Below are 18500 nucleotides of genomic sequence, written 5' to 3' on the forward strand. Positions count from 1 at the left end.
GGTGATTGCGGTCCTGCGGACCGCTTCCTCATGCCGCTGCGCGGCATGAGGATTGCGCGCTGCGCGCGCATGGCTAGCTACGAGCAAACGGGGTGACGCCGCGTCAACTCCTTGCATTTAACGCTAAATTAAAAGAATTGAGAATTCTTTCCTGCCGATAGGCTTGTGTTTTTGCTGGCTTACCTAATTAATAATGGAATGTCGGCATCACATTAAAGGCGTCCTACTGGAAATACCCCAACCCGACACCCACCTCCCAGCCATACTGAGCTGACGTCAACTTGTTCTCGGCGCTGGAAGCAAACGGAGCAGGAAAGGCTCGGCGTGAAGGAGCGAACAGTATGTCAAAAACTTACGCAAGGAACGCACTTACAGCGGCTGCCACATAAGCAGACCTAGAGCACGAACCCTACGTGTTCTACTTCATAATAGAGCTCTGATGGAGAGTCAATTTCGCTGGAGAAGTCCATCCATGCTGTGTCGAGGGCTGTCTCATCACCCGTTACCCATGCGTCGATCAGCTTGTCCCAGCTGCGCCGGCTGGGACGAATCTCCCGCTCGCTGGCTGTTTTCTGAGCTCCTTGAGCCTGCCTGTGCACGTCACGCCAGTCGACGGGGGTAACGGTCATTCGCTTTCCGTAGGCTCGTTCTTTGACCTGCTGCGCGATCGCTTCGCGGATATGGGGAGACGGGGTGTGCCCAGTGCGTTTCCAGTTGGTGGCACGGAGCTGCCAATAGGCTTGATTGATGCGCTCACGGCTGAGGCGGCTGGGGGTACGGGTCTTCCAGCCGCGACGGGTTCTGGCCGGGATTCCGGCGCGGTCCATGGCATCGTGTCCGCCTTTGCGGCTGTTCAGGTAGGTCAGTTGGGCCTTCCAGTTGGGTGATACGTCGGTTGGAGGGATGATGTCTGAATGTCGCATAAGGTCGAGGACTTCGGCGTTCAGTTGCTTGCCGAAGACGGTACCGCCGCTGTCGGGCCCGCGTCCCCAGTCGCGAAGGGGGCCTCCGGTATGCGGCTCACGGGCCATTACGTGTCTCCCCAGCGAGAAATCTTCTTCACCTTGATCTGATTCAGCGCGCGTCCTTCCACGAGCAGTGGCTTACCGTTCCTGGCAGCTCCCCATACATTACCGGAAAGATGGAGCTCGTCCGTGCCACCTACGTGAATCACCGTCAATCCTGCCTGGTGTGCACGGACTGCCTTGCGTCGCAGATTGGCGAATGTCTGGCCGCGGACGATGTGCTGCCATTCGGGACGTCGTAGTTCATGGTTGTTACGACTGTCGCCCATGGTGGAGACCAACTTCGCGTACATTGCTGCGACGTATTTCTTCGTCAGTTCGTCGCCGTCTGCAATAGCCTGCATACGGGCTTCATTGAGTACCTGAACTAGCTTCTTGAAGAGGGCTGCGCTGCCCTTGGCAACGTAGGCTTCCCGGATCACCGGCGGCGCGCACAGTTTTCCGTACGGCGGTGAAGCGAAATCCTTCAGGCTGAGTACTACCGACGTCGGTACCCATACCGTCCCGGGGGTTTCTCGGTCGTCGCCGAGGGGATGCGGCAGCTCATGGTGAGCCCACTGGACTGGGTCGATCCGGCAGATCCCCGCAAGATCAAGCCCCTTCCCATAGTTATCCAGGTCATCCCATCCATCTGGGTTGTGTGTAATCGTCCGGATCGGGAGGTGTGCCGATTGGAGCGCAGCCAGATAGGCGGCGTTGACGTCCAGCTCGGTCACTTCCGTACCTTCGGGCACGGCAGGGTGTGTGAACTTGGGGCGGGCTTCCCATACATCGTCGGCGTTGTCCCGGCGCTTACGGATGAGCGGCTCGGGCAGTTTGGGATAGGTGGTGTGCTGATAGTTCGTCTCCACCCGTGTGGCCTCGAACAGTTCCATCACGTCAGGAATCGCTGAACCGCCGTCGCCCGCCAGGGCCTTCAGGGCCGCGTCCGCGTCACCACCGTGCGTCTGCAGTGCGCGGGCTACACGGTCGGAGACGAACGTGGCCAGGCTAGGGCGAGCGGAGCGGTGAGAGCGCGTGCGGGCGGGCGGCGGGGTGGAACTGGGCTGGGGCGGCTGCTGGGTGGGGTGGGGTGGGGTGGGTGGTTCGGAGGGCTGGGCGGGGGCGTCGGTGAAGCGGGCGTTGGGCAGTTCGGAGTGTAGGTGGACGGTGGTCAGGGGGCCGAAGTCGCGTTCGGCGACGAGGATGCGGGCGTGTGTGTCCTTGCGGGTCAGGGTGAGGGTGATGTCAGGGTCGAGGGCGGCCACCGTGTCGGGGTCGTCGGTGTCCAGGGCGGCCACGACAGGTAGGTGCAGCTGCTGGGCGAGGCGGGCCAGTGTGCGGGTTGCGGTGGGCAGGGCAGGGCCTGAGAGGGGTACTGCGGGGTCGTGGGTGTGCTGGAGACGGTCGATGACGAGGAGGGCGAGGTGGTCGATGTAGGGGGCGGTGTCGGCGATGGCTTCGGGGGTCAGGTCGGTGCCGTCGTCGATGTGGAGGGGGGCGTGGGCTAGGCGTGTGAATGCCTCGTCGACTGCTGCTTGTTCGGGGGTGGAGAGGGTTCCGGTTCGCAGGCGGCGGTAGTCCGCGCCGGCTTCGGCTGCCACGATGCGGGCAGCGACGTCGGTGCGGGTGAGTCCTGATGCCGCGTACAGCACCGGCCGCCTGTGGGTGAGTGCCGTGTGGCGGGCGGCGGTGGCGGCCAGGAGGGATCCTCCGGCGCCGGGCGCGGCGGCGATCAGGATCAGGCGGCCTGGTGGGAGGCCGCCGGTGGCGTGGTCGAGGGTGCCCAGGCCCCAGGAGAGGGTGCTCTGGGGGGAGACGACGGTGGGCAGTACGTCGCCGAGGGTGGCCAGGTGGCGCGGGTTGTTTTCTGGCGCGCTGCGGGCGTGGGATGGTGGTGCGGAGGGTGTGACGGTGTCGGTGGGGGCCGCAGCGGCGGGGGTCTTCTCGGTGCCGTGGTATGGGTGTTCGGGGGTGAGGGTGCTGTGGTCTGTGGCTCTTGATGCTGCGGCTGGGTCCTTTGCGGATACCAGGACAGCCAGCGGCCTGCGGCGGCGCATCAGTACCTGCGGCTGGCCCTGGGCCGCGGCCACGACCAGGCTTCCCAGCCGTGTACGAGCCTCGGTGATCGGTGATGCGGGGAGGCGGGGCAGGTCTGCCTGTCGCTCGGGGGCCAGGCACTCCAGCGGCAGCAGCACAGCCTGGCGGGAGCCCTTCGCGATCTGGGTGCTTTGCCCTTGGCTGGCGGCTTCCACCAGCTCGTACAGGCGTCTGCGCGCCTCCTCCACCCGCAGCGGCTCGGGATTCGCCCTGTTCCCTGTGTCCGGCACGATCGGTCTCCTCACATCCGACAACACGTAAGGAAACTAGCACATCAACTCGTAAGGAAATGCGTTGACTCGTAAGAATTACCTGGTGAGTAGCGGACCGGGTGGGGCTGCTGCACCGGCCGCTATCACGTGGCCGACCCCACGCGGAGCAGCAGGGCCGCGGGGACTTGGCTGCGGCTTGTGAGGGCAAGGTGTGGCGGGGCACCGGAGCCCGCGCTTACGGCCTACGCTGTCGGCACGTGCCGCCTCGACGGTCCGGCGTACCAGTTCGGTGACCTGGTGCGCGCTCAACTCCTGCTTGTCGCTATGGGATTGACCCCAACAACGCAGCACGCAGTGCAGCACGTCACCTTGCGTAGTAATTTTCACAGCAAGTAATGGCAGGCGTGTCGCAGTGCTGCTGTCCCTTGGTGGCGTGCAGGTGGTTGCGGACCACTTGAAGCTGGTGGTGCCGGGGAGTCGAATCCCCAGCGGTTCTTGTGCTTGTAACCACGCACGGGAACATCACCGAAGAACACGTGACTGTGCTCGATGTTCCGGCGGCGCCGGAACTGCTGTGGCGCTACGGGAACCGCGCACCCCTGTGTCTCGTCGTCCAGGTACTGCCGCGTCAGCTTCTCACTGATCAGCATGCCCGCAGCATCGCAGCACCCACTGACATCCAGCCTCAGTCAGCACGGAGCATCCGACGTAGCCGCCCAGCCGCCGCCCAGTTGGGAGTGTGGCAGCGGACATCCCTTGCTCCGGCGCACGCCTGCCCTCAAGCTGGCTGCGGCAGCTTCTTTCGGCCTCATCAGGGCGACTCCAACTGTCCCTGTTGTTCGGATGGTTGGTTCCCCCACCCCTCGCCTGCCGGCCCGAGGCTTCTCGGGCCGCACGGCAGTCACTCGGGCGCCTTCAGCTCCTCGTCGGACACTTCCTCCGCGTCGTCGTCCGGGGTCGGATCGACAATCCCACATGACGGACGCGGAGTGGGCGGCCATCCGGCCGTTGCTGCCGGTGCCGGCCTGGCTCCAGGGGCGGGGCGGGCAGCCGGAGGGCTACTGCCACCGCCAGATGTTGGACGCGATCCGGTATCTGGTCGCGGGCGGGATCTCCTGGCGGGCGATGCCCGCGGACTTCCCCGACTGAGGCCGGGTCTACGCCTTCTTCCGCCGCTGGCGCGAGCACGGGCTGATCACAGAGTTCCACGACCGGCTGCGCGGGCGAGTGAGGGAACGCGAGGGCCGTGAGGCCGAGCCCACGGCGGGGATCATCGACGCGCAGTCGGTGCGGGCCGCCGCGACGGTGCCGGCCGCCTCACGCGGCTACGACGGCGGGAAGAAGGTGCCGGGCCGCAAGCGGCACATCGTGGCCAACCGGAAGCTGGCCGCCTCGGCGACCCGTATCGCCGTCTCGTCCGAGTCGACGCTGTCGCTGCTGGTCGTACGGGACGTCCTGCCGTGGCTGCTGACCCACGCCAACGTCATCCACCAGTGCGGCACCGCCAACCTCGACGCCCTGCGCCAGCACACCGCCTCGCTCCCGGCCGAACTGGCGGACAGGTACTACCTCACCGGGTTCGTCGGCCCGGAGCTGCCCGACGTCCTGGCGCTCGCGGACGTGGTTGTCTCCCGCAGCGGTGCGGGCACCCTTGCGGAGCTGACCGTGCTCGGGAAGGCTGCCGTGTTCATCCCGCTGGCCACGTCGGCGGGCAACGAGCAGGCCCACAACGCCCGCCATCTGCACGACGCCGGCGCGGCCGTGGCGCTGCTCGGCGAGAGGCAGCACCCGAAGATTGCTACCACCCTGCTACCATGCGGGTGTGACCTCCACGAAGAAGCAGACGCAGGTCCGGCTGCAAGAGGATGTGCTCGCGGCCGGCAAAGCCGCCGCAGCCGCCCGCAGCCTGGACTTCAACAAGTACGTAGAGCGCCTCATCATCGAGGACACCACCGGTGCCCGCGCCGCCGGAATGGCTGCAGCACAACGTCTCATCGATGAGCACGGCACGTTCCTCGACGATCTGGAGCAGCAGCTCGACGCCCCGTACGCCGAGCAGCAGCCGGGCGCCGCGGCGTGATCCTGCACGTCGACGAATCCTGGATCCTCGAAGTCGCCGAGCGGGCCGGCCACCGCGACCCGGCCGCCGACGACTACGGCGTGCCCATCGCGGCAGTCGCCCGCCACCGCGGCGAACTCCTCGACACAGCCGTCTATGACGGTCCCTACGCCCGCGCCGCCGCCCTGGTGCACACCCTGGGCCGCTGCCGCTGGCTGGAGCGCTCCAACCTCACCGTCGCCTGCGCCGTCGCCGTCATGTATCTCGAGGCCAGCAACATCCCCGTCGGCCCCACCCGCGAGCAGCTCACCGCGCTCGCCCACGAGCTGAACAACCCGCGCTGCACTGCCGTCCGGATCGCCGCCTTCCTGCGCACCTGGAAACCCTGACCCCGATCGCCGAGGGCACCGTCATCCGCCTCGCCGTGGAGAAGCTGCCGTCCGGCGGGGTGAACGAGCCGATCTGGCTGTGGTGGTCGGGCGCCGGGGCTGGCCGAGAGGTTTGCTCCGCGTCCGCCGGCGCCGGCCTGGCGGCCGTCCGGACCGGCGGACGGGGCGACGTCAGGCAGGGACGCCGAGCGGCGGGTGCTCGAGCACGCGGGGCTTGTACTCGACCAGCTGGATGCGGCCGTCGAAGGTGCGGTGCTCGATCATCTCCAGGGCGACGTCCGGATAGCCGTCGTAGATGCGTTCCTCGCCCGTGGCCCCGGTGATCACCGGGAACATCACGACCCGGAAGCGGTCGACGAGTCCGGCTCGTAGCAGGGACCGGCACAGGCTGAGGCTGCCGATCGTGCTGAGGAGCCCCGAGCCTTTCGACTTCATGGCGCGGACCGCCTCGACGGCGTCGCCGCGGACGAGCGTGGAGTTGGCCCACGTCAGTGGCTCCTCCAGTGAGGAGGAGAACACCACCTTGGACGCTTGCGTGAGCTCGTCGACGGACGCCTCTTCCTCGGGCCTGAACTCGTCTTGGCCACTTGGGACCTCGCCTGCGGCGAAGCCCGACATCAGGCGGTAGGTGTTCGCTCCCATCAGGTAGGTGGCCTCGGGCTGCTCGCCGAGCCATGCGAGGTACTCCGGGCCCTCCAGGCCCCAGAACCCGGGCCATCCCTCTCCCGATGCGTAGCCGTCGAGGGAGGTGATGAAGTCGACGAGAAGCTCCGACATGGCGGTGTCCTTTCTTCGGTGTCACGAGCTTGGACCGGCCCCGAGACACAAACTCATCGGCCGCGCTGTGGGGCAACGAGAAAGCCGGAAAACCCATCGATGGGTCCTCGATGGGTCCTCAGCTCGGATGTCCAGCGGGCTGCACCCCGCCATGGCCCCGGCCGCCACCCGGACAGGCCAGTTGGCGTGATCGTGCGGACGTGACCGCGTTCCTGGTGCCATGATGCGCACCACCGCCACTGCCCTGGTCGCCGCGCTCGCCGCGTCCGTCCTGACGATCCCCGCCGCGCCCGCCACCACCAGGTCCCCGCAGCTCCCCGAGGACGCGCTGCGCGACCGGGTGACCGCCGTGATGAAGACCGGAACGGTCGGCGCCCTCGCCCGCTCGACCGGGCCGCGCGGCCGGCAGCGCTCCGCCACCGCCGGCGTCACCGATACCGCCACCGGTGAGGCCGTCCGCCCCGGCGACCGGTTCCGGATCGCCAGCGCCGGCAAGACGTTCGTCGCCACGGTGGTGCTGCAACTCGTCTGTGAGGGGCGGCTGTCGCTGGACGACACCGTCGAGGACTGGCTGCCCGGCGTCGTCTCCGGCAACGGCAACGACGGCCGCAAGATCACCGTACGGCAGCTGCTCCAGCACACCAGCGGGCTGTACAACTACACGGCGGACCTTCCAGTGCTCGACAGCGTGGACGGCTTCAAGGCCGAGCGGTACCGGACCTGGAGCGACGAGGAGCTGGTCGCCATCGCCACGAGGCACCGGCCGAACTTCGCGCCGGGCACCAAGTGGTCGTACTCGAACACGGGCTACACCCTCGCCGGAATGATCATCAAGAAGGCAACCGGCGACAGCTGGCAGCAGGAGGTCACCCGCCGCATCCTCAGGCCGCTCCGCCTCCGCCACACCCTCGCCCCGACCACCGCGACGAGCATCCCCGGACGCCATCTGCACGGCTACTCCGACTTCGACGGCTCCGGCGCGACCATCGACGTCACCGAGGTCAACCCGTCCTTCGCGGGCGCGGCAGGCGCCATGACCAGTACGGCGGCCGACCTGACCCGCTTCTACCAGGCGCTCCTCGGCGGGCACCTGCTGCGCCCGGCCCAGCTGGCGGCGATGAAGACGACCGTGCGGACCCTGGAGCTGGACTTCGTCTGGCCCGGCGCGAGCTACGGCCTCGGCCTGATGCGGATCCCGCTGTCCTGCGGCGGGTCGTACTACAGCCACCCCGGCGACTTCCCCGGCTACACCACCCGCAACGGCATCAGCGCCGACGGCCGCCGCGTCGTGGTGCTCGCGACGACGGGCGACGGCGCGGCCGGCATGTCCACCGAGCACGCGCAGAACAAGCTGATCGACGGGGAGCTGTGCGCGCCCGGCGGGAAGTAGCGGGGACCGCGGGGCCGGTACTGGACCGAGGGCTTTGCCGGTAGCCGTCGCGTTCACCTTCAATTCATTGCAACGAGCATGCCGGGTGCGGTTGCATTAGAGTTTGAACCATTGCAACGATTACTGGGCTCCCGCCTGTGTTGATGTCGATTCTGCGCAACGGACTTGTTGCTGAATCCTTGAATGCAACGTAGCGTTTCTGTCACAGGCCGCTACCTCGTGCTGCGCCTCTACGTCTTCGCCGCCCGCCGCACCCGGGCCGCACGGCCGCTGATGCAGCAGGGGACGGTCGCCGCGCCCGTTCTGCTGGCGGCGTAGGCCCCAGGTGCGCCCGGCTCGTCTCCCGGGGAATTGCCAAGCCTTGCCAGATGCTGCCGTGCCTCGCCATCACACCGCAGCCGCACACGCGGCGGCCCTGCGGCCGGTTCGGTGGCCCCGCAGGGTCTTCCCCCCAGACGTCGGCGGCCACGCGTTCCCGCATCGTCGCTGCCTCCCCGAGGCGCCCCGTTGCGGTGGTCAGCCGAGGGCCGACAGGTGGCGTTCGGCGTCCAGGGCGGCGGCGCAGCCGGTGCCGGCGGCGGTGATGGCCTGGCGGTAGGTGTGGTCGACCACGTCGCCGGCGGCGAAGACGCCGGGAAGGCTGGTGCGGGTGGAGGGGGCGTCCACCTTGACGTAGCCGGCGTCGTCGAGTTCGAGCAGGCCCTTGAAGAGGTCGGTGCGGGGGTCGTGGCCGATGGCGATGAACAGGCCGGTGACCGGGAGGGTGCGGTGTTCGCCGGTGAGGGTGTCGCGCAGGGTCAGGGAGGTGAGGCGGTCCTCGCCGTGGAGTTCGGTGACCTCGCTGTTCCAGGCGAAGGCTATTTTCGGGTCGTTGAGGGCGCGTTCCTGCATGATCTTGGAAGCGCGCAGCGAGTCGCGGCGGTGGACGATCGTCACGGACTTCGCGAAGCGGGTGAGGAAGGTGGCCTCCTCCATCGCGGTGTCGCCGCCGCCGACGACGGCGATATCGCGGTCCTTGAAGAAGAAGCCGTCGCAGGTGGCGCACCAGGAGACGCCGCGGCCGCAGAAGTCGTCCTCGCGGGGCAGGTTCAGTTTGCGGTGCTGGGAGCCGGTGGCGACGATCACGGTGCGGGCGCGGTGTTCGGTGCCGGTGGTGTCGGTGACGGTCTTGATGTCGCCGGTGAGGTCGGCCGCGGTGACGTCGTCGTCGACGATCTCGGCGCCGAAGCGTTCGGCCTGTTCGCGCATGCGGTCCATCAGGTCGGGGCCCTGGACTCCCTCGGGGAAGCCGGGGAAGTTCTCCACCTCGGTGGTGGTGGTGAGGGCGCCGCCGACGAGGAGGGCGCCGGCGAAGACGAGGGGGGTCAGCTGGGCGCGGGCGGTGTAGAGGGCGGCGGTGTAGCCGGCGGGGCCGGAGCCGATGATGATGACGTCGCGTACGTCGTGGTCGGCGGTGCGGGTCACTGTGAGTCCTTCGGTCGGGGCGGGGCCGTGCCTGGGGCCGCCGTGGCGGGGTGGGTTCAGTCGACGGCCTGGGAAAAGCGGAAGAAGCGGGCGGGGTCGTAGGTCCGCTTGACGGTCTGCAGGCGGGCGTAGTTCTTGCCGTAGTAGGCCTGGCGCCAGGTGGTGAGGGCCGGGTCCATGTAGTTCTGGTACGACTCGTGGTTGGAGTGGGCGTCCATGGTGGTGTGGGCCTTGTTCGCCCAGGCCTGGGCGCGGTCGCGGTCGTTCGGGGCGGGGTCGGCGGTGGGCAGGGTGACGGCGAAGCCGGCGTTGAGCACCGCGTCGCGGTGGACGAACGCGGTGGTGGTGGGGGAGATCTCGTTGATGCGGCCGCCGTAGGGGAACAGGCCGAGGAAGCGGAACTGGCCGGGGCTGGGGTCGGCGGTGAAGGCGTCCAGGGCTGCCCGGGCGGCGGCCGGGGTCCAGGGTGTGGCGAAGTACTGGTTGCGCTGGGTGGTGTGGCTGTCGCGGGGGAGCTGGGCTTCGGGTGTGAAGCCGATGCGGTGGCATTCGGCGACGGTTTTGTCGCCGCAGCCGTACACCTGCATCATCGCCTGGGTGTAGGGGAGTTCGCTGGTGGTGCGGCTGGTGCCGGGGTGGCCGATCGCGGTGGTGAGGCGGTCCAGGAGGCGGTCGCAGGCGGTCTTGGTGCCGTGGTAGCCGCCGGTGAGGACGACGGTGGGCTCGGTGCCGGCGGGGGCGTCGGTGGAGTGCAGGAACATCAGTTCGCCGGCGAGTTCGCGGGGTGCCGATGCCATCCAGTCCTGCCAGGCGAGGATCACCTGGAGGGCGTCGGTGTAGCGGAAGTTGAGGTTGAACAGGGTCAGGACCGGGATCCGCACGGGCCGTACCTCGTAGTCGGTGACGACGCCGAAGTTGCCGCCGCCGCCTCCGCGCAGGGCCCAGAACAGGTCGGGGTGTTCGGTGGCCGAGGCGCGTACCGTGCGGCCGTCGGCGAGGACGACGCGGGCGGAGACGAGGCGGTCGGAGCCCATGCCGTACTTGCGGGAGGCGTAGCCCAGGCCGCCGCCCTGGATCCAGCCGCCCATGGCGACGGTGGGGCAGGTGCCGCCGCCGACCTGGATGCCGTACGCGGAAAGGGTGTTGACGACGTCGGCGCCCTGGCTGCCGGGGCCGAGGTGGACGGTGGGGCCGTCGACGCGGACGGTGTTCAGGCGGGAGACGTCGATGACGAGGCCGGGGCTGGTGGAGTAGCCGGCGGCGCTGTGGCCGCCGCTGCGGACGGCGGTGGCCAGGCCGTTGTCCTGGGCGAAGCGGATGCAGGTGGCGACGTCGCTGTCGGTGGCGCAGTAGGCGACGGCCTGGGGGTGGACGGCGTCGAACTGGGCGAGCTGGAGTTGCCGGGCGGTGTCGTAGCCGGCGTCGGCGGGCAGGACGAGGCGGCCGGTGAGCTTGTCCCGCAGGGTGCTCCAGGGCACCGCGGTGCCGGCGGCGAGGACGAGGCCGCCGGTGGTGGCGGTGAGGGCGGCTGCCGCGGTGGCGCCTGCCGAGGCCCGTATGAGGGAGCGTCTGCTGAGCACGTGGATCACTCTCCGTTGTGTCCGTGGCGGGACGGGGGTGTGCGGGGACAGGTGCAGCATCCGTGAGGACGGTGGGGGTCCGGCGGGATCGGGGCGGAATTCGTCATCTCCGTCCTGGTTGTGCGGGCTTGGGGTGGGGCGGTGGGTCATCGGGGGTGGGCTCGGCGGGCGGCCGCGGGGGGCCGGGTGGTCGGGCCGGCCGCGGGCAGGTCGTGCAGGACCAGGGAGTGGGCGGCGATACGGCAGCCGTCGCCGACGGTGACCGGGCCCAGGACGGAGGCACCCGTCCCGATCAGGACGTGGTCGCCCAGGACGGGGTGGCGGCGCCGGCCGCCGCCGCTGTCGCGCAGCCAGCCGCGGGAGCCGAGGGTGACGCCGTGATAGAGCGTCACGTCGTCGCCGATGACGGCGGTTTCGCCGATGACGACGCCGAATCCGTGGTCGATGAAGGCGCGTCGGCCGATGCTGGCACCGGCGTGGATCTCCATGCCGGTCAGCAGCCGGGCCAGGCGGGTGAGGGCGGCGGCCCGCAGCCGGTGGCCGCGCCTGTAGCGGCGGTGGGCCAGCCGGTGCAGGGCCAGTCCCTGCCAGCCGGCGTGCAGCAGCGCCTCCAGGCGGCCCGAGCAGGACGGGTCGCGGTCGAGGACGGCCTGGAGATCCTCGCGGATCAGCCGTCGCAGCGAGGGAGTTCCGCCGGTGGCGGGGGGCCTGGTCACGCCAAGGCGGATGCGCCCGACCACGCCGGGGCGCGGGGTGGGGCCGGGGGCGTCGTGTCCCGCCGTGCCGGTGGCGGTCGTCGTGGGGGGACGGGAGCCGGTACGGGTAGTGGTGCCACTGGCGCGGGCGGACGATTCGGCGCGGCCGCCGGCGATTGCCGTGGCCGCGGAGGCGCTGCCCCCGCCCGCCACCGGGCGAGAACCCCTACCGACAGGCACCGGCTCAGCACCGCCCGTGGTGCGTGGTGTGCCGCCCCCCGCCTGCGAACCCGCACCCGTCACGGCACCCCCGCCCGCCACCGGGCGAGAACCCGTACGGACAGGTACCGGCTCAGCGCCGCCCGTGGTGCGTGGTGTGGGGGTCATCGGACCGGGGTGGGGACGGGCGGGGTGTCCAGGCGGTTGATGCGGTACATCGTGCGCTGGAACAGTTCGTCCGCGGTGAGGGTCGCGAAGCGCTGCGGTCCTGTTTCGGCGCCCGGGACGCGCAGGGGGGTGAGGGCGGTCCAGGGTGCGGGGTGGCAGAACTGGACGATGGACAGGCGTCCTTCCCGCTGGCCGGGCCGGGCCACGACGCGGTGTACGGCGGCACGGGCGAGCCCGTTGGTGAGCCGGTCCAGGACCATGCCGACGTTGACGACGGCGTAGCCGGGCGGCGCGTCGACGGCCAGCCATTCCCCGTCGACGAGGACCTCCAGGCCGGACGCGGTCGCCCGGGGCAGCGCGGTGATCAGGTCGAAGTCCTGGTGTTCCACCGCCCATACGTGCCGGTCCGAGGGGGCCTGCCCCATCGGCGGATACCAGGTGGCCCGGTTCACGACGGGGCCGTCCTCCAGCATGTCGGTGAAATAGTCGGGGTGGGCGCCGAGCGCGTCGGCGAGGGTGCGTACGACGTCGTGCTGGAAGCGCACCATGCGGGTGTGCAGTTCGCGCAGCGCGGAGCCGATCCCGGGCACCAGGTGGTCGGGGAAGTACGGGTCCGGGTAGCGGGCGGGGTAGCGGAGGCGCAGCGGGTGCTGGGCGGGCAATGGCGCTCCCCAGTGGAAGAGTTCCTTCCAGTCCGGCACGGTGCCCTTCTCGGCGTGTTCCACCAGGGGTGGGGTGTAGCCGGACTGGCCGTTGCTGCCCGCGACACGGCAGGTGTTCTTGCTGTCGGGGTCCAGGGCGAAGAAGGTGTGCAGGAAGGCGTACGCCTCGTCCAGGAGGCTTTCGGGAACGGTGTTGCGGACGAGGAAGAACCCGTCGCGCAGTGCGTCGCGCAGGTGCTCACGGCCGCCGGGCCGTTCCAGGTCGATTTCCTTGAGCATGTTGTCGTCCCTTCACAGGTGACGGGGGTCATCCGTCGGTCTTGCGGAAGGAGAGCACCAGGTATTCGAGCCAGTGGCCCTGGTACTGGAAGTTCCGGTCGATCACCAGGCGGTCCGCGGGGGTGAGACCGGCATCGGTGTACAGGCCGGTGACGGACTGTTCGGTCAGCCACCAGTTCAGGCGGCCGTCGTCGAGGGGAAGTTCGGCGATCTCGCCGTCAGGGCTGAGGAAGACGCTGACGACCAGGACTGCGCCGGGCCGCAGCAGGCGGGCGCCGTGGGCGGCCCAGGCGGCCCAGTCGGCGCGCCGCTGGTGGTGCAGGCAGCCGTTGTCCACCACAAGGTCGATGCCGGTACGGGCGTAGTCCAGGAAGTCGCCCTGGCGAAAGCGGGTCCGGCCGCGGGTGGGCGGCGGGGCGTCCCACACGTCCAGCAGGTCCAGGCCGGTGGTGTCGGCGTCGAGCCGCTCGGCGAGCTCGGTGCTCTGGTGGCCGCGGCCGCAGCCCACGTCCAGGATCCGGCGGCGGCCGGGGCCGGCGGCGGCCGGTGCCTGGGCACAGGCGAACCGGGTCACCTGATCGTTGGTGGCGGCGCCGGTCCACGAGTCGCGTCCCTGGCGGTACCAGTGGCCGAAGGAGTCGGCGACGGTCCGCCGGTAGGCGGCGTAGTCGGCGGGTGTGTCAGTGGTCGGCGGCATGAGCCCACTCCTCGGCTGTTCCGCGGCCCGCGGCGACGGCCACGGCGTGGCGGCCGCGCGGGCCCTGGTCGACGATGCGGGACGCGCCCAGCCAGGCGCCGGCGGCGCTGCTGCAGACGGCGACCTGCTGGATGCGCTGCAGCCGACGCATCGCCTGAAGCGCTTGTGTGTAGTCGATCTCGGTGAAGGTGAAGTCGTCCTCGTACGGGGCCAGCAGGGGCTGCCTGAGGCCGTGGCCGAGGCCGCCGGTGCCGTTCATGCGGCGGGCGCCGCCGGGGGCGCGGTGGTCGCCGTAGGGGGCTTCCGCGGGGAAGACGGCGAGGGGTGTGCAGTCCGGCCAGCGGGTGCGCAGGGCCTGGGCGGTGCCGACGAGGGTGCCGGCGGAGCCGACCGCCGCCGCGAGCGCGACGGGGCGTATCCCTTCCTGGGTGAGGCGGGCGGTGATCTCGGCGCCGGTGCGTTCGCGGTGCACGGCGACCGCCTCGGGGGCGCAGTGCTGCAGCAGCAGATGGCGTCCTTCGCGTTCGGCGATGTGTGCGGCCTCGTCCATCGCGCCGAGGAATCCGGCGCCTTCGGGCCCGTGGGTGACGTGTGCGCCGTGCCGGCGCAGGGTGCCGACGAGGCGGTCGGGCGAGCCGTGCGGCACGGCCAGGTGCAGGTCGAGGCCGAGTGCGGCGCACATCTCGGCGAGGGCGAGGGCGAGGGAGCCGCCGGAGTACTCCACGAGCCGGACGTCGGGGGTGCCCGCGCGGGCCACGGCCGCGCACAGCAGGGCGTAGGCGGTGCGGGCCTTGACGGTGCCGGTCAGGTTGGCGGCCTCCGCCTTCAGCCATACGGTGCCGCGGCCGGCCCGGCTGGGTACGGGGACCAGCGGGGTGGCGCCGATCGTGGGCTTCAGCGCGGCCAGGCGGGGCAGCAGGCGCAGGGCGCGCCGCTCCAGCGGGGCGAAGGGCGCCTCGATGTCGGCGCGGCCGGGGCGGCGGGCGGCGAGCGCCCGCTCGATGCCGGCGGGCCGGACGGCGGGGGGTGCCATCACCGGCGCGGTCATGAGGGGCGCTCGCTGGTGGCGAGGCGGAACCCGACGGGGTAGAGCGGGCCGGGGAAGGCGCCGTGCCGGCGGCGGGTGCGGGTGAGGTCGCCGAAGCGGGCGAAGCTGCCGCCGCGGGCGACGCGGTAGGTGCCCATCGACTCGACCAGGTGGTCGGCGATGTGTTCTCCGCCGGGGTAGGGGGCGTAGTCGTCGGCGGTGAACTCCTCCACGTTGCCGCCCATGTCGTGCGCGCCGAACGGGGCCTGGCCGGCCGGGAACGCGCCGACGGGGGTGGTGGTGTGCACGCCGGACTCACGGGTGTTGGCGGCGTCCGGGTCGAAGCCGCCGTCCCACGGGTAGGGGCGCCCTTCGGGGCCCTTGGCCGCGTACTCCCACTCGGCCTCGGTGGGCAGCCGCCACGGGTGGCCGGTGCGGTCGCTCAGCCAGCGTGCGTAGCGGTCGGCGTGCTCGGCGCGGACGCCGGCGACGGGATGGTTGGAGCGGTCCCAGGGGTAGGCGCCCAGGTACCAGGTGGTGGGGCGGTCCTCCAGACCGGTGTCGGCGAGGAAGTCGCGCCATTCGCCGTTGGTCACCGGGTAGCGGGCGAGGTAGAAGTCGGCGATCCGAACGGCGTGTTCGGGGGTCTCCTTGGCGATCCAGGACTCCTCCACGCCCCTGTCGGCCCAGGCCCGGGTGACGTAGCCGGTCTCCTCGGCGGGCAGGCCGATGGGGACGGTGGCGCCGGGTACGAAGCAGACGGCCGGGACGGGGGTGATGCGCGGGTCGCCGAGCAGGGCCAGCATGCCGCCGGCGGCGAGCCGTTCGGCCAGCGGCAGCGACGGGTCCTCGACGGCGGCGGCCAGGCGCAGCCGGTCGGCGGAGGGCCGCGGGTGCGGCGTGGTGTGGACGCGGGCCGGGTCGGCGAGGTCCGCGTGCTCCTTGAAGTGCGGGGACCGGGCGATGTCGTCGAGGTTCATGCGCTCGCCTCCTTCAGCAGCGCCAGGGTGTGGCCGCTCCTGGCCTTGGCCGACAGGTAGCGGGCGTTGTCCTCGGTCAGGTGGACGGCGGTGGGCAGGACGGCCTCGACGCGGATGCCGAGGCCGCGCAGCTGGGCCACCTTGTCGGGGTTGTTGGTGAGCAGCCGGATGCGGATCAGGCCGAGGGCGCGCAGCATCGCGGCGGCGGCCCGGTAGTCGCGCTCGTCCTCGCCGCGGCCGATGATGCGGTTGGCGTGGAAGGTGTCGATGTCCTGGTCCTGCAGGACGTAGGTGTCGAGCTTGTTGTAGAGGCCGATGCCGCGGCCCTCCTGGCGCAGGTAGAGCAGGACGCCGCCCTCGTCGGCCATGGCGGTGAGCGCCTCGTCGAGCTGGGGTCCGCAGTCGCAGCGGGCGGAGCCGAACACGTCGCCGGTCAGGCATTCGCTGTGCAGCCGCACCAGGGGCACGGTGCCGGGCGTGTGGGGCAGGAGGCAGGCGATGTGCTCCTGGGCGTCGGGCAGGCCGTGGAAGGTGACGAGTTCGGCGGCGCGGCCCTGCGCGCGGTGGAGGGCGATGGGCACGCGGGCGCGGATCGAGGCGACGTCCGGCAGTGCGGTGAGGCGGTTCATGCGGCCCTGCTTTCCATCGTGCGGGCGGCGGCCGGGTGGGTCGCCGTGGGGGCGGTGAGCAGCTCGTCCAGGTGCAGCGAGTGCCGCACCTCGGGCCGGCCGGCGGGGTCGAGGCCGACGACGAGGACACGGCCGTCCCAGCCGGCGACGGCGACGGTGCCGTCGGTGAGGCGGAGCATGCAGGACAGGCCCTGTGCGAACTCGGCCAGGACCCGGCCGGAGGCGAGGGTGGCGGCGGAGTCGTCCCAGTCGATCTGCCAGGCGTACAGGCCGAAGTCGTAGGAGCCGGCCAGGACGACGGGCCGTTCGGCGTCGCCGAGGAGGGCCACGCACTTGACCGACTCGTCGGGGCCGAGGAGGGTCTGCACGCGCTCGGCGCGCCAGGTGCCGTCGGGCAGGCGGGTGAGCCGGCCGGCCTTGACGGTGTGGTCGCGCGAGGCGCTGGCGGCGGCCTCGGTGCCCAGTGCGGCGACGGCGTTGACGAGGTTGCCGTGCTCCCACAGTTTGCTGCGGCCGTGCGGCCCGCCCGCTTCGACGGTGCGGTCGGTGGCGGCGGACAAAAAGCCCTGCTCCACGGCGGTGAGGGACTTCACGGAGCCGTCGTGTGCCTCGATCCGCTCCACCACCTCGAGGGTGCCGGGGTCGAGGAGGAGGAACTCTCCGTTGTAGGTGCCGGCGACGAGGGTGCCCTCGTGGAGGGTGAGGGAGGGCACGGGGGCGCCGAGGCCGGTGCTGGTGGTGAGCAGGCGGCCGTCGTGGCGCAGGACGTGCCCGGAGTAGGTGCCGGCGTAGACGGTGTCGCCGTCGGTGGCCAGGGACAGGATCGGACCGTCGGTGAAGGCGGTGGTGCGGGCCGTCTGGCTGCCAAAGGCGTCGGTGGTCACGGCGACGACGAGGCCGGAGTCGGTGCCGATGAGCAGTTCGTCGCCGTGCTGGGCCAGCGCGTTGGGGCCGTGGGTGGCGGCGTCGGGGGCGGCGATCTCGCGGGCGGTGTGCAGGTCGTAGAGGTGGGGGCCGTTCCAGAAGCTGCCGGCGGCGACGACGCCGTGGGCGACGGCCACCGAGCGCGGCCACACCCGGCGGTCCTCAACGCGGTGCAGCCGGGTGCCGACGACGTCGAAGCAGTGCAGGGCGCCGTCGTAGGCGCCGACGACGAAGCAGGAGTCGTCCTCGGCCCAGGCGACCGCGCGGGCCGCCGAGGTGGACACGGGGACGGTGCGCACCGCTTCCAGGTCGGCGGTGAGCAGGTCGACGCAGCCGTCGTCGCGGGCGACGGCGAGCAGCCGGCCGGAGTGGGACCAGGCGCAGCCCTCGATGGAGGAGTCGTAGCGGCGGGTGCGGGGCTCGGCGGTGGTGTCGGGGTCGCTGACCGCGACCAGGCCGTCCTCGCCGACGGTGGCGACCAGGCCCTGGGCGCTGACCGACACCATCATGCAGTGCGCCTCGTGCGAGCCGACCTCGGCGAGGAACGCGCCGTCGACGGCCGACCACAAGGTGGCGCGCCCGTCCTCGGAGACGCAGATGAGCCGTTCGCCGTCGGGCAGCCAGGCCACCGAGTTGATGTCGTCGGTGTGCCGGGCGAGCACGGTGTGCAGGGTGGTCCGGCCCTGTTCGCCCACCCGCCAGATCGCCACGGTCTTGTCGGCCGACGCGGTGGCCAGTACCTCGGGGTCGGCCGGGTTCCAGGCGGAGGCGTTGACCAGGCGGCGGTGGCGCAGCCGGGCCAGCGGGGCGGGACGGGACGGGTCGCCGGTGTCCCAGACGATCACCGTGCCGTCGTACGAACTGGTGGCCAGGCGCTGTCCGTCGGGCCTGAATCCCACATGGGTGAGGGGAGCGGAGTGGCCTGATCCGTAGGCCGGAAGGTCAATGGTTCGCACGCCGTCTCGTCCTTTTTCTCGGTGGCTCGGTTGCTGGGACTTCTCGGTTTCCCGGTTTCTCGAATTCCTGGATTACCGGGTCCGCCGATCGCCGAAATTAGGCGGGCGGCTTGACGAATGGCGAGCGGACGACACGCAATCTGGCAACTTCCGGTATTCGGGCCCGCCGTGTTGACAGTGGGCCCGGTGCCGCGTCAACGGGTGGTGCGGGAGGACTACTTGACCCATTCCTCCGGGCTTCCTTGAGGGGTTCGGTGGGCCGGGCGGACGCTGGCGCGGAACGTCAGGA

The 18500-nt window shown here is 70.6% G+C and carries 17 protein-coding genes; 5 read left to right on the forward strand and 12 right to left on the reverse strand.

What is annotated here, in order from left to right; all coding sequences use genetic code 11:
* Positions 1–395: 395 nt before the first annotated feature.
* The gene (locus ACP4J3_RS39380; protein ID WP_426541148.1) at positions 396–1031 is read right to left on the reverse strand and encodes a hypothetical protein; all 636 of its coding nucleotides are present in this window, start codon (positions 1029–1031) and stop codon (positions 396–398) included.
* Positions 1031–3334, reverse strand: a complete 2304-nt coding sequence (locus ACP4J3_RS39385; protein WP_426541149.1) for a type II toxin-antitoxin system prevent-host-death family antitoxin — start codon at positions 3332–3334, stop codon at positions 1031–1033. Before ACP4J3_RS39385 ends, ACP4J3_RS39380 begins: the two co-directional genes overlap by 1 nt.
* A gap of 957 nt (positions 3335–4291) precedes the next feature.
* Between ACP4J3_RS39385 and ACP4J3_RS39390 the strand changes: the two genes are divergently transcribed.
* The 3 genes from ACP4J3_RS39390 to ACP4J3_RS39400 all read left to right on the forward strand — a co-directional run bounded on the left by ACP4J3_RS39390 (position 4292) and on the right by ACP4J3_RS39400 (position 5764).
* Positions 4292–4465 carry a transposase gene (locus ACP4J3_RS39390; RefSeq protein WP_426541150.1) on the forward strand — a complete coding sequence of 58 codons (174 nt, stop codon included), beginning with the start codon at positions 4292–4294 and terminating at the stop codon, positions 4463–4465.
* Positions 4466–4543: 78 nt separating this feature from the next.
* Positions 4544–5317, forward strand: coding sequence for a glycosyltransferase (locus ACP4J3_RS39395; RefSeq protein ID WP_426541151.1), 774 nt, complete (start codon positions 4544–4546; stop codon positions 5315–5317).
* Between the two features lie 75 nt (positions 5318–5392).
* Complete coding sequence (locus tag ACP4J3_RS39400; protein WP_426541152.1) at positions 5393–5764, forward strand: fic family toxin-antitoxin system, toxin component; 372 nt, start codon at positions 5393–5395, stop codon at positions 5762–5764.
* 171 nt (positions 5765–5935) lie between these two features.
* On the opposite strand, the gene ACP4J3_RS39405 is transcribed toward ACP4J3_RS39400, so the two are convergent.
* Positions 5936–6541, reverse strand: a complete 606-nt coding sequence (locus tag ACP4J3_RS39405; RefSeq protein ID WP_426541153.1) for a dihydrofolate reductase family protein — start codon at positions 6539–6541, stop codon at positions 5936–5938.
* 220 nt (positions 6542–6761) lie between these two features.
* Between ACP4J3_RS39405 and ACP4J3_RS39410 the strand changes: the two genes are divergently transcribed.
* Both ACP4J3_RS39410 and ACP4J3_RS39415 read left to right on the forward strand, forming a co-directional pair.
* The gene (locus ACP4J3_RS39410; RefSeq protein WP_426541154.1) at positions 6762–7931 is read left to right on the forward strand and encodes a serine hydrolase domain-containing protein; all 1170 of its coding nucleotides are present in this window, start codon (positions 6762–6764) and stop codon (positions 7929–7931) included.
* A 183-nt stretch (positions 7932–8114) separates the two neighbouring features.
* On the forward strand, positions 8115–8249 hold the full coding sequence (locus ACP4J3_RS39415) for a hypothetical protein (RefSeq protein ID WP_426541155.1): 135 nt from the start codon (positions 8115–8117) through the stop codon (positions 8247–8249).
* 198 nt (positions 8250–8447) lie between these two features.
* Here ACP4J3_RS39415 and trxB read toward each other — a convergent pair whose 3' ends face one another.
* The 9 genes from trxB to ACP4J3_RS39460 form a co-directional block, all read right to left on the reverse strand.
* On the reverse strand, positions 8448–9395 hold the full coding sequence (gene trxB / locus ACP4J3_RS39420; RefSeq protein ID WP_426541156.1) for a thioredoxin-disulfide reductase: 948 nt from the start codon (positions 9393–9395) through the stop codon (positions 8448–8450).
* Between the two features lie 56 nt (positions 9396–9451).
* On the reverse strand, positions 9452–10975 hold the full coding sequence (locus ACP4J3_RS39425; protein WP_426541157.1) for an FAD-binding oxidoreductase: 1524 nt from the start codon (positions 10973–10975) through the stop codon (positions 9452–9454).
* A gap of 146 nt (positions 10976–11121) precedes the next feature.
* Positions 11122–11691: a serine O-acetyltransferase EpsC gene (epsC, locus tag ACP4J3_RS39430; protein WP_426541158.1), complete on the reverse strand. Its 570-nt coding sequence runs from the start codon at positions 11689–11691 to the stop codon at positions 11122–11124.
* 362 nt (positions 11692–12053) lie between these two features.
* Positions 12054–12998 carry an isopenicillin N synthase family dioxygenase gene (locus ACP4J3_RS39435; RefSeq protein WP_426541159.1) on the reverse strand — a complete coding sequence of 315 codons (945 nt, stop codon included), beginning with the start codon at positions 12996–12998 and terminating at the stop codon, positions 12054–12056.
* A gap of 28 nt (positions 12999–13026) precedes the next feature.
* On the reverse strand, positions 13027–13695 hold the full coding sequence (locus tag ACP4J3_RS39440; protein ID WP_426541160.1) for a class I SAM-dependent methyltransferase: 669 nt from the start codon (positions 13693–13695) through the stop codon (positions 13027–13029).
* Complete coding sequence (locus ACP4J3_RS39445) at positions 13679–14743, reverse strand: pyridoxal-phosphate dependent enzyme (RefSeq protein ID WP_426541161.1); 1065 nt, start codon at positions 14741–14743, stop codon at positions 13679–13681. The genes ACP4J3_RS39440 and ACP4J3_RS39445 overlap by 17 nt, the downstream gene beginning before the upstream one ends.
* Complete coding sequence (locus ACP4J3_RS39450; protein ID WP_426541162.1) at positions 14740–15702, reverse strand: formylglycine-generating enzyme family protein; 963 nt, start codon at positions 15700–15702, stop codon at positions 14740–14742. The genes ACP4J3_RS39445 and ACP4J3_RS39450 overlap by 4 nt, the downstream gene beginning before the upstream one ends.
* Positions 15699–16331 (reverse strand): GTP cyclohydrolase II RibA, encoded by a 633-nt coding sequence (ribA, locus tag ACP4J3_RS39455; protein WP_426541163.1) that lies wholly within the window; start codon positions 16329–16331, stop codon positions 15699–15701. Before ribA ends, ACP4J3_RS39450 begins: the two co-directional genes overlap by 4 nt.
* Positions 16328–18211 carry a WD40 repeat domain-containing protein gene (locus tag ACP4J3_RS39460; RefSeq protein ID WP_426541164.1) on the reverse strand — a complete coding sequence of 628 codons (1884 nt, stop codon included), beginning with the start codon at positions 18209–18211 and terminating at the stop codon, positions 16328–16330. Before ACP4J3_RS39460 ends, ribA begins: the two co-directional genes overlap by 4 nt.
* Positions 18212–18500 lie beyond the last annotated feature (289 nt).

The sequence above is a fragment of the Streptomyces sp. UG1 genome, from assembly GCF_049974585.1.
Classification (GTDB): domain Bacteria; phylum Actinomycetota; class Actinomycetes; order Streptomycetales; family Streptomycetaceae; genus Streptomyces.

Bases quoted from the DNA above. Each gene is read 5' to 3' on its own strand.
- ACP4J3_RS39405 (WP_426541153.1), bottom strand. From the start codon at position 6,541: ATGTCGGAGCTTCTCGTCGACTTCATCACCTCCCTCGACGGCTACGCA.
- ACP4J3_RS39380 (WP_426541148.1), bottom strand. From the start codon at position 1,031: ATGGCCCGTGAGCCGCATACCGGAGGCCCCCTTCGCGACTGGGGACGC.
- ACP4J3_RS39390 (WP_426541150.1), top strand. From the start codon at position 4,292: ATGACGGACGCGGAGTGGGCGGCCATCCGGCCGTTGCTGCCGGTGCCG.
- ACP4J3_RS39415 (WP_426541155.1), top strand. From the start codon at position 8,115: ATGCAACGTAGCGTTTCTGTCACAGGCCGCTACCTCGTGCTGCGCCTC.
- ACP4J3_RS39410 (WP_426541154.1), top strand. From the start codon at position 6,762: ATGATGCGCACCACCGCCACTGCCCTGGTCGCCGCGCTCGCCGCGTCC.
- ACP4J3_RS39440 (WP_426541160.1), bottom strand. From the start codon at position 13,695: ATGCCGCCGACCACTGACACACCCGCCGACTACGCCGCCTACCGGCGG.
- ribA (WP_426541163.1), bottom strand. From the start codon at position 16,331: ATGAACCGCCTCACCGCACTGCCGGACGTCGCCTCGATCCGCGCCCGC.
- ACP4J3_RS39445 (WP_426541161.1), bottom strand. From the start codon at position 14,743: ATGACCGCGCCGGTGATGGCACCCCCCGCCGTCCGGCCCGCCGGCATC.
- ACP4J3_RS39435 (WP_426541159.1), bottom strand. From the start codon at position 12,998: ATGCTCAAGGAAATCGACCTGGAACGGCCCGGCGGCCGTGAGCACCTG.
- ACP4J3_RS39450 (WP_426541162.1), bottom strand. From the start codon at position 15,702: ATGAACCTCGACGACATCGCCCGGTCCCCGCACTTCAAGGAGCACGCG.